Annotated in this window: 14 protein-coding genes; 2 read left to right on the top strand and 12 right to left on the bottom strand. The window is 65.3% G+C overall.

Annotated features, from left to right (window positions below):
- Positions 1–5: 5 nt before the first annotated feature.
- The 12 genes from asd to fdxA form a co-directional block, all read right to left on the bottom strand.
- A complete protein-coding gene (gene asd, locus dqs_RS05660) occupies positions 6–1,139 on the bottom strand; it encodes an aspartate-semialdehyde dehydrogenase (protein WP_041642359.1) in 1,134 nt (377 codons plus the stop codon).
- Between the two features lie 49 nt (positions 1,140–1,188).
- Positions 1,189–2,253 carry a 3-isopropylmalate dehydrogenase gene (leuB, locus tag dqs_RS05655; protein WP_011764775.1) on the bottom strand — a complete coding sequence of 355 codons (1,065 nt, stop codon included), beginning with the start codon at positions 2,251–2,253 and terminating at the stop codon, positions 1,189–1,191.
- Between the two features lie 36 nt (positions 2,254–2,289).
- Positions 2,290–2,928, bottom strand: a complete 639-nt coding sequence (gene leuD / locus dqs_RS05650; protein WP_011764774.1) for a 3-isopropylmalate dehydratase small subunit — start codon at positions 2,926–2,928, stop codon at positions 2,290–2,292.
- A 16-nt stretch (positions 2,929–2,944) separates the two neighbouring features.
- The gene (gene leuC, locus dqs_RS05645) at positions 2,945–4,354 is read right to left on the bottom strand and encodes a 3-isopropylmalate dehydratase large subunit (RefSeq protein ID WP_065339909.1); all 1,410 of its coding nucleotides are present in this window, start codon (positions 4,352–4,354) and stop codon (positions 2,945–2,947) included.
- A 94-nt stretch (positions 4,355–4,448) separates the two neighbouring features.
- Positions 4,449–5,270, bottom strand: coding sequence for a M48 family metallopeptidase (locus tag dqs_RS05640; protein ID WP_011764772.1), 822 nt, complete (start codon positions 5,268–5,270; stop codon positions 4,449–4,451).
- Between the two features lie 14 nt (positions 5,271–5,284).
- A complete protein-coding gene (locus dqs_RS05635; protein WP_065339908.1) occupies positions 5,285–6,475 on the bottom strand; it encodes an MFS transporter in 1,191 nt (396 codons plus the stop codon).
- Positions 6,472–7,608 (bottom strand): chorismate synthase, encoded by a 1,137-nt coding sequence (gene aroC / locus dqs_RS05630; RefSeq protein WP_065339907.1) that lies wholly within the window; start codon positions 7,606–7,608, stop codon positions 6,472–6,474. Before aroC ends, dqs_RS05635 begins: the two co-directional genes overlap by 4 nt.
- Positions 7,609–7,718: 110 nt before the next feature.
- Positions 7,719–8,036, bottom strand: a complete 318-nt coding sequence (gene ilvN / locus dqs_RS05625) for an acetolactate synthase small subunit (RefSeq protein WP_041642356.1) — start codon at positions 8,034–8,036, stop codon at positions 7,719–7,721.
- Positions 8,036–9,703 (bottom strand): acetolactate synthase large subunit, encoded by a 1,668-nt coding sequence (gene ilvB / locus dqs_RS05620; protein WP_065339906.1) that lies wholly within the window; start codon positions 9,701–9,703, stop codon positions 8,036–8,038. Before ilvB ends, ilvN begins: the two co-directional genes overlap by 1 nt.
- 271 nt (positions 9,704–9,974) lie before the next feature.
- On the bottom strand, positions 9,975–11,660 hold the full coding sequence (locus tag dqs_RS05615) for a long-chain-fatty-acid--CoA ligase (protein ID WP_065339905.1): 1,686 nt from the start codon (positions 11,658–11,660) through the stop codon (positions 9,975–9,977).
- A 145-nt stretch (positions 11,661–11,805) separates the two neighbouring features.
- Complete coding sequence (locus dqs_RS05610; protein ID WP_011764766.1) at positions 11,806–12,255, bottom strand: CBS domain-containing protein; 450 nt, start codon at positions 12,253–12,255, stop codon at positions 11,806–11,808.
- 71 nt (positions 12,256–12,326) lie between these two features.
- Positions 12,327–12,650 (bottom strand): ferredoxin FdxA, encoded by a 324-nt coding sequence (gene fdxA / locus dqs_RS05605; RefSeq protein ID WP_011764765.1) that lies wholly within the window; start codon positions 12,648–12,650, stop codon positions 12,327–12,329.
- Positions 12,651–12,945: 295 nt separating this feature from the next.
- Here fdxA and trxA point away from each other — a divergent pair, with 295 nt between their 5' ends.
- Complete coding sequence (gene trxA, locus dqs_RS05600; protein ID WP_011764764.1) at positions 12,946–13,272, top strand: thioredoxin TrxA; 327 nt, start codon at positions 12,946–12,948, stop codon at positions 13,270–13,272.
- A gap of 175 nt (positions 13,273–13,447) precedes the next feature.
- Positions 13,448–14,707: a transcription termination factor Rho gene (gene rho / locus dqs_RS05595; RefSeq protein ID WP_041643347.1), complete on the top strand. Its 1,260-nt coding sequence runs from the start codon at positions 13,448–13,450 to the stop codon at positions 14,705–14,707.
- The last annotated feature ends 18 nt before the right edge of the window (positions 14,708–14,725 follow it).

Raw genomic sequence — 14,725 nt, 5'->3', positions numbered from 1 at the left:
AAGGCTTAGGCATCGAGCAGGATGCGCAACATGCGGCGCAGGGGCTCGGCCGCGCCCCACAGCAACTGGTCACCCACCGTGAAGGCGCCAAGGTAGTCAGGCCCCATCGCCAGCTTGTGCAGGCGGCCGACCGGCACCGTCAAGGTACCCGTCACCGCCGCCGGGGTCAGTTCGCGTTCGCTGATCTCGCGCTCGTTGGGCACGACCTTCACCCAGTCGTTGGCGGTGGCGATGATCTCGGTGACCTCGTCGAGCGGCACGTCCTTCTTCAGCTTGATGGTCAGGCCCTGCGAGTGGCAGCGCATCGCGCCGATGCGCACGCACAGGCCGTCGATCGGGATGCTGCCCTGGCTGCGGAACGCCGGCTTGCCGAGGATCTTGTTGCACTCGGCGCCGCCCTTCCACTCTTCCTTGGACTGGCCGCCGTCGACGGGCACGTCGATCCACGGGATCAGGCTGCCGGCGAGCGGGGTGTTGCGGAAGTTCTTCTTCGGGAACGAATCCGAACGGATGGTCTCGGCGACCTTGCGGTCGATGTCGAGAATGGCCGAAGCCGGGTCGGCCAGCAGGTCGGCCACCGAAGCGTGGATGGTGCCCATCTGCGCGATCAGCTCGCGCATGTTCTGCGCACCGGCGCCGGAGGCAGCCTGGTAGGTCATCGCCGACACCCACTCGACCAGGTCGTGCTTGAAGAGACCGCCAAGGCCCATCAGCATCAGCGACACCGTACAGTTGCCGCCGATCCAGTTCTTGCCGCCCTTGGCGAGCGCATCCTTGATCACGTGCATGTTGACCGGATCGAGGATGATGACAGCGTCATCCGCCATGCGCAGCGCCGAGGCCGCGTCGATCCAGTGGCCGTCCCAGCCGGACGCACGCAGCTTGGGGAAGACTTCCTTGGTGTAGTCGCCGCCCTGGCAGGTGATGATGATGTCGCAGGCCTTCAGCGCGTCGATGCTGGTCGCATCCTGCAGCGGCAGCGCCGCTTCCTTACCGCCGAACACCGGGGCCTTGCCGCCGGCCGCCGAGGTGGAGAAATACACCGGCTCGATATGGGCGAAATCGCCCTCGTCCACCATGCGCTGCATCAGCACGGAACCGACCATGCCGCGCCAGCCAACCAGACCTACTCGCTTCATCACATCACCTCGAATCAACAAACCTTACATGCCGCCCGGCAACGCTCGCTCAGAGCGCCGCCAGCACCGCGTCGCCCATTTCCCTGGTGCCGACCTTCTTCGTACCTGCCTCGTAGATGTCGCCGGTGCGGAAACCCTGCGCCAGCACCTTCTTGACCGCGCGCTCGATGCGCACCGCGGCTTCTTCCTGATTGAACGTATAACGCAGCATCATCGCCGCCGACAGGATGGTGGCCAGCGGGTTGGCCACGCCCTTGCCGGCGATGTCCGGCGCCGAGCCGTGCGAAGGCTCGTACAGCCCCTTGTTGTTGGCGTCGAGCGAGGCCGACGGAAGCATCCCGATCGAGCCGGTGAGCATCGAGGCCTCGTCCGACAGGATGTCGCCGAACATGTTGCCGGTGACCATCACGTCGAACTGCTTGGGATTGCGCACCAGCTGCATCGCAGCGTTGTCGACCAGCATGTGCGACAGCTCCACATCCGGGAAGTCCTTCGCCATTTCATCGGCGATATCGCGCCAGAGTTGAGTGGTTTCGAGCACGTTCATCTTGTCGACCGAGCACAGCTTCTTGCCGCGCTTCTGCGCCGCTTCGAACGCCACCTTGAGGATGCGGCGGATTTCGTACTCGGCGTAGATCATCGTGTTCCAGCCCACGCGCTGCTGGGCGCCATTGACCTCGCGGGTTTCGATGCCGCGCGGCTGGCCGAAGTAGATGTCGCCGGTGAGTTCGCGGACGATCAGGATGTCGAGCCCCGACACCACCTCCGGCTTCAGCGTGGAGGCGTTGGCCAGTTCCGGATACAGGATGGCCGGACGCAGGTTGGCGAAGAGGCTGAGATCCTTGCGGATGCCGAGCAGGCCGCGCTCGGGGCGCTGTTCGCGCGGCAGCGTGTCCCACTTCGGGCCGCCGACCGCGCCGAGCAGCACGGCGTCGGCGGCGCGCGCAAGCTTCTGCGTCGCCTCCGGGTAGGGCGTGCCGGTGGCGTCCACCGCGCTGCCGCCGAGCAGCGCTTCTTCCAGTTCGATCTTCAGATCGAGCGCCCGGAGCACGCGCACGGCTTCTGCCGTGATTTCGGGACCGATGCCGTCGCCCGGCAACACGCAAATCTTCATCCAGTGATTCTCCACACAAACCCGGGCCGCAGCGGCTCAGGCGAAGTAATAGGGGTGCTCGGCGCGGCGCTTCGCTTCGAAGTCGCGGATCTTGTCCGCATGGCGCAGGGTCAGGCCGATGTCGTCCCAACCGTTCAACAGGCATTCCTTGCGGAAGGGATCGACATCGAAGGCGATCGCCTTGCCGTCCGGGCGGGTGATCGTCTGCGCCGCAAGGTCCACCTTCAGGCGGTAGCCTTCGGTGGCCTCGCACTGCTGGAACAGCACGTCGAGTTCGGCGGCATCCAGCTTGATCGGCAGCAGGCCGTTCTTGAAGCTGTTGTTGAAGAAGATGTCGGCGAAGCTCGGCGCGATGATCACGCGGAAGCCGTAGTCTTCCAGCGCCCACGGCGCGTGCTCGCGCGAGCTGCCGCAGCCGAAGTTGTCGCGTGCGAGCAGTACCTGCGCCCCCTGATAGCGCGCCTGGTTGAGCACGAAGTCCGGGTTCTTCGGGCGGTTGCTGCAGTCCTGGCCGGGCTGGCCGACGTCAAGGTAACGCCATTCGTCGAACAGGTTGGGGCCGAAGCCGCTGCGCTTGATCGACTTCAGGAACTGCTTGGGAATGATCGCATCGGTATCGACGTTGGCACGGTCAAGCGGCGCCACGATCGCATCGAGAACGGTAAACGGTTTCATGGTTCTGCCTGTCGTGTCAGTTCAGGGTGCGCACGTCGGTGAAATGTCCGGTGACGGCCGCGGCCGCAGCCATCGCCGGGCTCACCAGGTGGGTGCGCCCGCCAGCGCCCTGACGGCCTTCGAAATTGCGGTTGGAGGTGGACGCGCAACGCTCGCCCGGCTCGAGGCGGTCGGCGTTCATCGCCAGACACATCGAACAACCCGGCTCGCGCCATTCGAAACCCGCCTCGATGAACACCTTGTCCAGACCCTCGGCTTCCGCCTGGTGCTTGACCAGACCGGACCCCGGCACCACCAGCACGCGGCGCACAGAAGCGGCCTTGCTGCGTCCCTTGACCACCGCGGCGGCCTCGCGCAGGTCCTCGATGCGCGAGTTGGTGCACGAACCGATGAAGACCTGGTCGACCGCGATCTCGCTGATCGGCGTATTCGGCGCCAGCCCCATGTACTTGAGCGCGCGCTCGACGCCTTCGCGCTTGACCGGATCGGCGATCGCGGCCGGATCCGGCACCCGCCCGTCCACCGTGGTCACCATCTCGGGCGAGGTGCCCCAGGTGACCTGCGGCAGGATCGAGGTGGCATCCAGTTCCACCACGGTGTCGAAGGTGGCGCCGTCGTCGGACTTCAACGTGCGCCAGTACGCCACCGCGGCATCCCACTGCGGCCCCTTGGGCGCGAAAGGCTTGTCCTTGAGGTAGTCGATGGTGGTTTCGTCCACCGCCACCAGACCGGCGCGCGCGCCGGCCTCGATCGCCATGTTGCAGACCGTCATGCGGCCTTCCATGGACAGCGAGCGGATCGCACTGCCGCCGAACTCGATGGCGTAGCCGGTACCGCCGGCGGTGCCGATCCGGCCGATGATGGCGAGCACGACGTCCTTGGCGGTTACGCCGCGGCCGAGCGTGCCTTCGACCTTGATCAGCATGGTCTTGGACTTCTTCTGCAGCAGGCACTGGGTCGCCATCACGTGCTCGACCTCGGAGGTGCCGATGCCGTGCGCCAGACAGGCGAAGGCGCCGTGCGTCGAAGTGTGCGAGTCGCCACAGACCACGGTCATGCCCGGCAGCGTGGTGCCGTTTTCCGGTCCGATCACATGGATGATGCCCTGCCGCTGGTCCTTGAACGGGAAATAAGCCAGCGAGCCCACTTCACGGATGTTGGCGTCCAGGGTTTCGACCTGCTGGCGCGACACCGGGTCCTGGATACCCATCTCCCAGTGGTCAGTGGGGGTGTTGTGGTCGGCGGTGGCGACGATGGACGAGATGCGCCACGGCTTGCGGCCGGCCAGCTTCAGCCCTTCGAAGGCCTGCGGGCTGGTGACTTCGTGGACGAGGTGGCGATCGATGTAGATCAGCGCCGTGCCGTCGGCCTCCTGGTGAACGACATGACTCGACCAGAGCTTTTCGTACAGCGTTTGGGCTTCCATCCAGTGCGCTTCCGGGGAAAGAAAAGGTTCCGATTATTTCACAAAGGCTGCGCCGCTGAACAGCCGCCGGACGGCCTTGCAGGCCGTCCGTCGCCTAGCGTCCGGCGCGGGATCGCTCGTACAGCGGCATTACCCTTTGGGCATAATTCGCGAGATCCTGCTGACGGCTATCGTGGGACGGGTGGGTGGACAGCCACTGCGGCGGCGCGCCGTTCGACTGCGCCGCCATCTTGTTCCACAGCGTGACCGCGGCGCGCGGGTCGTAGCCGCCACGGGCCGCAAGCTCGACGCCGATGCGATCCGCCTCGGTTTCGTGCAGGCGCGAGTTCGGCAGTTCGAACGTCACCTTTGCCACCGTCCCCATCAGGTCCTGTCCGGTCTGCCCCACGCCCAGCAGCGCGCCGGCCACCGAAATCCCCAGCCCGGTGGCCATCGCCTTCGACACCCTTTCGCGCGCGTGCTCACGCAGCGCATGCGCGATCTCATGCCCCATCACCGCGGCGATCTCGTCATCGCTCAGGTTGAGGCGCTCTATCAAGCCGGAATAGAACGCGATCTTGCCGCCGGCCATACACCAGGCGTTGAGTTCGTCGGAGCTGAGGACGTTGACCTCCCACCGCCACGCCGGCGCGTCGCTGCGGAACGCGGCGGTGGCCGGCGTCAGGCGCGCGGCGATACGGCGCACGCGCTGGACCTGCTCCGGATTGCGATTGAGCGCGTTCTTGCGGCGCGCTTCGGCCAATACCTCCTGGTACTGCTGGTTCGAAGCCTGCTCGATTTCCTGTGCCGATATCAGCATCGACTGGCTGCGGTCGACGCCGACCGCGCCGCCCCCGGTCGTCTGCACCGTCTGGCAGGCGACCGCCATGGTGACCGCCAGCGCGGCCGGCAAAACCCTTTGCGTCAAGAACTTCATGCTTGCTCCTCCGCCTATGCGCGGGCGCCCGCCACCTCGTCGCCGAGGCCCGGGCGCCAACCCAGTTTCAACCATAGCAGCCCGGCCAGCGCAAACACCGAGCCGAGCGTGAAGGTCCAGGCCGGTCCTATCGTTTCCCAGCCGAGGCCGCTCACCAAGCCGCCCAGCATGCCGCCGGCGCCGAATGAAAGGCTGCCATACAAGGCCTGCCCGCGCGCCTGCAGGCGCCCGGAGAACCAGCGGTTGATGGCGGCAATCGCGGCCGCATGGTAAGCACCGAAGGTCACGCCGTGAAGCACCTGGGCGGCCGCCACCACCGCCACGCTGGCCGCGCCCCAGCCGGTCAGCACAAAGCGCACGACAGCGCAGCAGAACGCAAACAGCAGGATGGCGCGCAGCGGAACCCGCCGCATCAACCGCGGCATGAACATGAACACGATGATCTCCGACACCACGCCGAGCGCCCACAAGGCGCCCACCGCCGCCTTGCCGTAGCCGTGATCGACCAGCAGGATGGAAAAGAACACGTAGAACGCACCGTGGGCCGCCGACATCAGGAAGCAGGCACCGAGCAGCGCCTTGACTTCACTTCGCCCGAGAACCTCGCGCAGGCTCGCCCCGGCGCCCCGGGTGGCGGCCCGCGCCGCTTCGGGCAGCAACAGCGAACAGACGAGAATGGCGCCGAGCACCGCCGTTGTCCCCCATAGCACCGCGCGGATCGGCAGCAGGTCGAGCAAGGCGCCCAGACCGACCACCGCGGCGATGAAGCCGACCGATCCCCACGCTCGGATGCTGCCGTACCGATGCGCGGCGGTGGCCAGGTGAGCAAAGGTGAGGCTTTCCACCAGCGGCAGCGCCGCAGCCCAGAAGAAGGACATCAGCGCCATGCCGGCAAAGATGCCGCTGAATGACTCGGTGAAGAAGAACACCGCAAAGCCGGCCACGCTCATCAGCGCGGACAGGCGGACGATGGGCAGGCGCACCCCGAGGTGTTCGGCGAGCCAGCCCCACAGGTTGGGCGCCAGCACCCGCATCACCTGCATCAGCGACATCAGCACGGCGATGTCGGTCGCGGAAAAATCGAGCGCCTTGAGGTAGAGCGTGAAGTAGGGCGAAAACGCCCCGACAAAGGCGAAATAGCTGAAGTAGTACGCGGACAGCCGCCAGTAAGGAAGGCCCGCCCCGCTGCCGCCTGCCGTCGTCACTCCGGGCGTGGCGACGGCACCGCCTGCACGCCCTTGGGCGCCAGCGCGGCAATCTGCGGCGTGGCGGTACGGACGTCGCCGCACTGGGCGCGGTGACGCAAGGCGTGGTCCATCAGCACCAGCGCCAGCATGGCCTCGGCAACCGGCGTGGCGCGGATGCCGACGCAGGGGTCGTGGCGGCCATGAGTATTGACGATGACCGGATTGCCCTCGCGGTCGATCGAGCGGCGGTCGAGCCGGATGCTGGAGGTGGGCTTGATCGCCATGCTCACCAGCACGTCCTGGCCGGAGGAAATGCCGCCCAGCACGCCACCGGCGTTATTGGACAGGAAACCTTCCGGCGTGAGTTCGTCGCCATGCTCGGTGCCAAGCTGCGCAACGGACGCGAAGCCGGCGCCGATCTCCACGCCCTTGACCGCGTTGATGCTCATCATCGCGTAGGCAATGTCGGCATCCAGGCGGTCGTACACCGGCTCGCCCCAGCCCACGGGCACGCCGCTGGCGACGACGTTGATGCGTGCGCCAACCGAGTCGCCCGATTTGCGCAATTCGTCCATGTAGCTTTCGAGCTGCGGCACGATCTCCGCATTGGGGGCGAAGAAGGGGTTGTCGCCCACCGCGTCCCACGACACGAAGGGAATGGGCAGCGGGCCGAGCTGCGCCATGTAGCCGCGGATGACGATGCCGTAGCGCTCGCTCAACCACTTGCGCGCCACCGCGCCCGCGGCCACGCGAACGGCGGTCTCGCGCGCCGACGACCGGCCGCCGCCGCGATAGTCGCGAATGCCGTACTTCTGCCAGTAGGGGTAGTCGGCGTGCCCCGGGCGGAAGGTCTCGGCGATGTTGCCGTAGTCCTTGGAACGCTGGTCCTGGTTGCGGATCAGCAGGGCGATCGGGGTTCCGGTGGTCACGCCTTCGAACACGCCCGACAGGATCTCGACCTCGTCGGGCTCCCGGCGCTGGGTGACGTGACGCGAAGTGCCGGGCTTGCGGCGATCGAGTTCGCCCTGGATATCGGCAGCCGTCAGGCTCAGCCCCGGCGGACAGCCGTCGATCACGCAACCGATCGCGGGGCCGTGGGATTCGCCGAAGGAGGTGACGCAGAACAGCGTGCCGAGGGTGTTGCCGGACATGGGGAAACTCGCCGAAAGACAGCCGGAAAGCGGCCGGTTGCGGGCCGCGGAGGCGGCCGGGACAGGCGACGGAGTTTAGCACACGCGCCCCGCCGCCCTCCCCGCCTGTCTTAGTGGAAGAAGTCCTCCAGCCGCTCGAAGACTTCGTGCTCTGCGCCGTGCCGGCGCACGGCAAGGACGTCCTCGAGCTTCTCGAGCTGGCGCAGCATCTGCTCGAGGCGCTGATCCTCGAACACCAGCAGCCAGATCCGGCTCTTCTTGCCGTCCGACACAGGCATGCACAGGATGCCCTCGACGTTGAATGCCCGTCGCGCGAAGAGATTGCAGATGTGGCTCATCACGCCGGGGTGGTTGCGCACTTCCAGTTCGAGCACAACCTTGGCAAAGCCCGCTTGGGGCAGCGGGTCGGCAACCTGTTCGATCATCATCAGCCTCCGATCATTTCGGTGTTGGCGGCGCCCGGCGGCACCATGGGGTAGACAAACTGCTCGCGGTCGATCGAGGCATGGATCAGGCACGGCCCCGGCGCCTGCAGGGCTTCGGCCAGCGTCGCGCGGGGGTTGTCGCTCGCGTCGAGATCGACCGCGGCGATGCCATAGCCCTCGGCAATGCGGCAGAAGTCCGGACCACCGCGATACTTGGACGCGAAGGTGCGCTTGCCGTAGAACAGGTTCTGTTGCTGGTACACCAGGCCGAGCGAATTGTTGTTCATCAGCACGATCTTGACGTTGAGCCCCAGCTCGGCCAGCGTGGCCAGTTCCTGGATGTTCATCTGCAGGCTGCCATCACCGGAAAAACACACCACGGTGCGTTCGGGCGCGGCCAGCGCCGCACCGATCGCGGTCGGCATGCCGAAACCCATCGTGCCCAGCCCGCCGGACGTGAGCCACTGGCGCGCGCGCCGGAACGGATAGGCCTGCGCCACCCACATCTGATGCTGGCCGACATCGGTGGCGATCACCGCCTCGTCGTCGAGGGCCGCCGCCACGGCATGGATCAGGCCGTAATGGCTGCGCGGATCGTCGAGGTCCGGCATCTGCATCGGGAACCGGGACTTCAGGCTTTCGACGTGGGACAGCCAGCGCTTGCGCAGTTGCACCTTCACCTTCGGCAACAGCGCATCGAGCACCGCCGCGACGTCGCCGTGGATCGCCACGTGTGCGGTCTTGATCTTGTGCAGCTCGGACGGATCGACGTCGATATGAACGATGCGGGCGCCGGGACAGAACTGCGCCGCCCGGCCGATCGCGCGGTCGTCGAAGCGCGCGCCGACACAGACCAGCAGGTCGGCCTCTTCGAGCACGTAGTTGGTATAGCGGGCACCGTGCATGCCGAGCATGCCGATGGACAGCGGGTGGTCCACCGCTATCGCCCCAAGCGCCATCAGCGTCATCGTGGTCGGCAGGCCCGCCTGCTCGGCCAGCGTGACCGCCTGCGCCGAAGCGCCGGAGTGGATGACGCCACCGCCGAGGTAGAGCACCGGACGTTCGGCTTCGTTGATCATCGCGGCGGCACGGTCGATCGCCGCGGCGTCGAGCGCCGGCACCGCGTCGCGGCCCGCCGGCGGCGGAAACTCGGCGAACTCGATGCGCTGGTTCTGCACGTCCTTGGGCACGTCGACCAGCACGGGTCCCGGGCGCCCGGACATCGCGATGCGAAACGCCTCGGGAATCACCTTCAGCAGTTCTTCGGCCGAACGCACCAGGAAGTTGTGCTTGGTGATCGGCACCGTCATGCCGTAGATATCGACTTCCTGGAAAGCATCGGTGCCGATCATCGGCAGCGGCACCTGACCGGTGATCGCCACCATCGGGATCGAATCGAGTTGGGCGTCCGCGATGGCGGTGACAAGGTTCGTGGCGCCAGGACCGCTGGAGGCAAAGCACACGCCCGGCACGCCGGACACCCGCGCCATACCCTGGGCCATGAAGCCCGCGCCTTGTTCGTGGCGAGCCAGCACGTGTTCGATCAGGTCGCTTTGCGAGAGCGCGTCATAGAGCGGCAGGATCGCGCCGCCGGGAATCCCGGCAATGGTGCGCACGCCCTGGCGCTCGAGCAGGCGCACGATCAGTTCTGCGCCGGTCATCTGGTTCATCGTCATCTCCTTCGATCAGGTTCGGAGCTAGATGCCGGCGGCCAGAAAAACAAAAACCCCCGCCGGCATTTCGCGCCGGCGGGGGTTGGGGAATGCTGTGGTTTGCCTGTGCCCTTATCCGCTACGACGCGCGACCGCCTACGCCTACTACTACGCGTACGGACAGGGCTACGACAGGAAGGGAAGCGGAACGGAACATGGCTTGAAATTCAGAAACAGGCCGCAAGTTTAAGCGCCGTGCGGCGGCGAGCACAAGCCCTGTTGTGCGAAATCAGGGCTGCCGGGCCGCCGCCTCGTCCTCGTCGCGCAGCGCGCGGCGCAATATCTTGCCCACGTTGGTCTTCGGCAGCGACTCGCGGAACACCACGCGGTGCGGCACCTTGTAAGCCGTGAGGTTTTCGCGGCAGTAGGCAATCAAGTCGGCCTCGGTCAGCGAGGCATCCTTCCGCACCACGAAGACTTTCACAGCCTCACCGCTGCGTGCGTCCGGTACGCCGACCGCCGCCACCTCCAGCACCCCCGGATGACTGGCGACCACATCCTCCACCTCGTTCGGATACACGTTGAAGCCGGAGACCAGGATCATGTCCTTCTTGCGGTCGACGATACGAAGATAACCCGCCTCGTCCATCACCGCGATATCGCCGGTACGCAGGAAGCCATCCGGCGTAAACGCGCGGGCACTGTCCTCCGGCCGGTTCCAGTAGCCACGCGTCACCTGTGGGCCGCGTACGCACAATTCGCCGCGCTGCCCCGGCGGCTGCTCGACGCCGTCGTCGTCGCGAATGCTGACCTCGGTCGACGGCACCGGCAGGCCGATGGAATGGTTGAAGGCCTTCAGGTCGAGTGGGTTGATTGCCACTGCGGGCGAGGTTTCGGTCAGCCCGTAGGCCTCGATCAGCGGAACGCCGGTCACCGCACGCCACTTCTCCGCCACCGCCTGCTGCACCGCCATGCCTCCGCCGAGCGTGATGTGGAGCGCCGAAAAGTCCAACCGGGCGAAATCCGGATTGTTGAGCAATGCGTTGAAGAGCGTATTGACCCCGGTGATGGCAGTGAACCGGTGCTTCCCCAACTCTTTCACGAAGCCCCGGATGTCACGCGGATTGGTGATCAGGACATTGGTCGCACCGATCTTGAAAAACGTGAGGCAGTTCGCCGTGAGCGAGAAGATGTGATAGAGCGGCAGCGCGGTAATGATGACCTCCACCCCCTCCCGCACCTGGGGCCGGATCCACGCATGCGCCTGCTGCAGGTTGGCGATGATGTTGCCGTGAGTGAGGATGGCGCCCTTGGCCGTCCCGGTGGTGCCGCCGGTGTACTGCAGGTAGGCGATGTCGTCGTGGCCGACGTCCGCCGGGCGGAAAGTGTGCTTGGCGCCAGCGGCCAATGCCTCCCGGAAGCGCACCGCGCCCGGCAGTTTCCAGGGCGGCACGAGCTTGCGCACCCGACGCAGGACGAAGTCGACCACGGCACCTTTCGGAAAGCCGAGCAGATCTCCCACGCTGGTCACCACCACATGCCGGATCGGCAGGTGCTGCACCACCATTTCAAGCGTGTGGGCGAAGTTTTCCAGCAGGATCACTGCTTCGGCCGCGGCGTCCCGCAGCTGATGTTCGAGTTCGCGCGCGGTGTAAAGCGGATTGACGTTGACGACGGTATAGCCCGCGCGTAGCGCCGCAAACATCGCCACCGGATATTGCAGGACGTTCGGCATCATCAACGCCACCCGCGCCCCGCGCGCCAGCTTGAGTTCTCCCTGCAGGTAGGCGGCGAACCGGCTCACGAGCACGTCGAGTTCGTCGTAAGCGAGCGACCGCCCCATGCAGATATACGCCGGCCGCGAGCCATACCGACGCACGCCCTGTTCGAAGAGATCACCGATCGAAGCGAACTCTCCGACATCGACTTCTGCGGGTACGCCAGCGGGGTAGCTCTTCAGCCAGATCTTGTCCACGCTCATCTCCGCGACAAGGGATGGGGCCGGCCGGAACGGACCGGGCGATCACGCACCAGCACAAACGCACCGAATCGTGGTGCACCAGCCCTGGCGGACCACAGGCCCCTCGCCCGGCGAACGGGGGGCCCGGAAAGGACCGGACTCAGGCCTCGCCTTCTTCCGCCGGCCAGTTGCGAATGTAGTTCTTCAGCATGCGGTTTTCGAAGCTCTGCTCCTCGAGCACCGCCTTCGCCACGTCGTGAAAACTCACGACGCCGAGCAGCGTGTTGCCATCCATCACCGGAAGATAGCGCTGATGGCGATCGACCATGAGCCGGCGCAATTCGTCCATCTCCATCGTCGGCGCCGCGGTAAGCGGCCCCTTCAGCATGGCGGTTTCCACCGGCAGGCTTTCCCAGCCGCCGCCGCCCTTATGCACGGCCTGGAGAACCTCACGGAATGTGAGCAGCCCGGCCATCTGCCCCTGCGCAAACACCACCAGCGAGCCCACGTCCTGCTCGGTCATGATGGTCACGGCCTCGGCCAGGCTTCGGTTGGGTGCGATCGTGTACAGCACCTTCCCCTTGATCGCGAGAATTTCGCTTACCAGCATGATGTTCTCCCTACCCGCAATTGCTTATCGTTGTTCCAGCCGCACGACGCCCGTTCAGGCGTAATCGACACTCAGCGCTTCAGTTCGCCGGTTTTTCCCTTGACCTTGGCCCACTGCTCAGCATCCGGCAGAGGCTCCTTGCGCTCCACGATCGGCTTCCAGGTACGGGCAAGCTCAGCATTCAGGGCAATGAACTGCTGCTGATCCGCAGGCACGTCGTCTTCCGCGTAGATCGCTTCGACCGGGCACTCGGCTACGCACAGCGTGCAGTCGATGCACTCCTCCGGATCGATGACGAGAAAGTTCTCCCCCTCGCGGAAGCAGTCGACCGGACACACGTCGACGCAGTCGGTGTACTTGCAGCGAATACAGGATTCGGTCACCACGTAGGCCATTTTGCTCACTCACTTTCTTGGATTCGCCCACCCGGCCGCGCGGAAAGGAACCCGCGGTCGCGCGCGATGGGCTTGCAATAGTAGTCAGGCGTGTGGCTTTTTGCCACGTCAGGACAACTCCCTATCCGCCGCGCCGCACTTTTTCTTGACGGAGGCCGCGCCTTGACATAACTTCGCGAAAACTTCCCGGGGTGGCTTCGTCGCACCCTGGTCCTTCGGGCCCCGCAGGGCCTCACCGCTCCCGCGACCCAACGCCCCCCGACACACAATACCGTCACCCCTGATGTGAGGAATCATGAGCGAGCATATCCATTATGTGACCGATGGCAGCTTTGAGGCCGAGGTACTGCAGTCCCAGACGCCCGTCCTGGTCGACTACTGGGCTGAATGGTGCGGCCCGTGCAAGATGATTGCGCCGATCCTTGACGAAGTTGCCAAAGACTACGCCGGCAAGCTCAAGGTCGCCAAGCTCAACATCGACGAAAACCAGGAAACGCCGGCCAAGTACGGCATCCGTGGCATTCCGACCCTGATGATCTTCAAGGGCGGCAACATCGAGGCGACCAAGGTTGGCGCCCTGTCCAAATCTCAACTGACTGCTTTCATTGACAGCAACATCTAAGCCGGAGGCGACTCCGGCCCGTTCTCGCGGTGCTTCGCGGACCCGCCGCAGGGGTGCCCGCAACCGCGACGGTAATTCTCCCCAAGGCAACACCTCCGAACTCGACCTGCTCGATGCCGAGCTGGCGATGGAAGAGGGTTCTGCTTCGTCCGCCGAATCCACGGCTGCTGCGGCCTTGCATCTGTCGGAGCTGAAAGCTCTGCATGTGAGCCAGCTGCTGGAAATGGCGGTTGCCAACGAAATCGAGGGTGCGAACCGGCTCCGCAAGCAGGAACTCGTCTTCGCGCTGCTGAAGAATCGTGCGCGCAAGGGCGAGCCGATCTACGGCGACGGCGCGCTTGAAGTCCTGCCAGACGGCTTCGGCTTCCTGCGCTCGCCCGACACCTCGTACCTGGCGGGTACGGACGACATCTACGTGTCGCCCTCGCAGATCCGGCGTTTCAATCTGCACACCGGCGACACCATCGAGGGCGAGATCCGCACCCCGAAGGATGGCGAACGCTACTTTGCGCTGGTCAAGCTCGACAAGATCAACGGGCGACCGCCGGAAGAGTGCAAGCACAAGATCCTGTTCGAGAACCTCACGCCGCTGCATCCGCAGGAGTGCCTGAAGCTCGAACGCGAGATCCGCGGCGAAGAGAATGTCACCAGCCGCATCATCGACATGATCGCGCCGATCGGCAAAGGCCAGCGCGGCCTGCTCGTCGCCCCGCCGAAGAGCGGCAAGACGGTGATGCTGCAGCACATCGCCCACGCGATCACGGCCAACCATCCGGACGTGGAGTTGATCGTGCTGCTGATCGACGAGCGCCCGGAAGAAGTGACGGAGATGCAGCGGTCGGTGAAGGGCGAGGTTGTGGCCTCCACCTTCGACGAACCCGCGTCGCGCCATGTGCAAGTCGCCGAAATGGTGATCGAGAAGGCCAAGCGCCTGACCGAGCACAAGAAGGACGTGGTTATCCTGCTGGACTCCCTTACCCGGCTTGCCCGCGCCTACAACACCGTGGTGCCCGCTTCCGGCAAGGTGTTGACCGGCGGTGTCGACGCCAATGCGCTGCAGAAACCCAAGCGTTTCTTCGGTGCGGCGCGCAACATCGAGGAAGGTGGCTCGCTGACCATCATCGCCACCGCGCTGATCGACACCGGCAGCCGCATGGACGACGTGATCTACGAGGAGTTCAAGGGCACCGGCAACATGGAGCTCCACCTCGACCGACGCATGGCGGAGAAGCGCGTCTATCCGGCAATCAACGTGAATCGCTCCGGCACCCGGCGCGAAGAACTGCTAATGAAGCCGGACGTGCTGCAGAAGATCTGGATACTGCGCAAGCTGCTGTATGGCATGGACGACATCGACGCGATGGAATTCCTGCTCGACAAGGTCAAGGCCACCAAGGGCAACGCCGAATTCTTCGATGCAATGAGGCGCGGATAGTCCCGACAGCACAAAACA

Source organism: Azoarcus olearius (assembly GCF_001682385.1).
GTDB classification, from domain to species: Bacteria; Pseudomonadota; Gammaproteobacteria; order Burkholderiales; family Rhodocyclaceae; genus Azoarcus; species Azoarcus olearius.
Note: the sequence above shows the minus strand (reverse complement) of the source record. Positions and strands in the feature narration are given on the sequence as shown.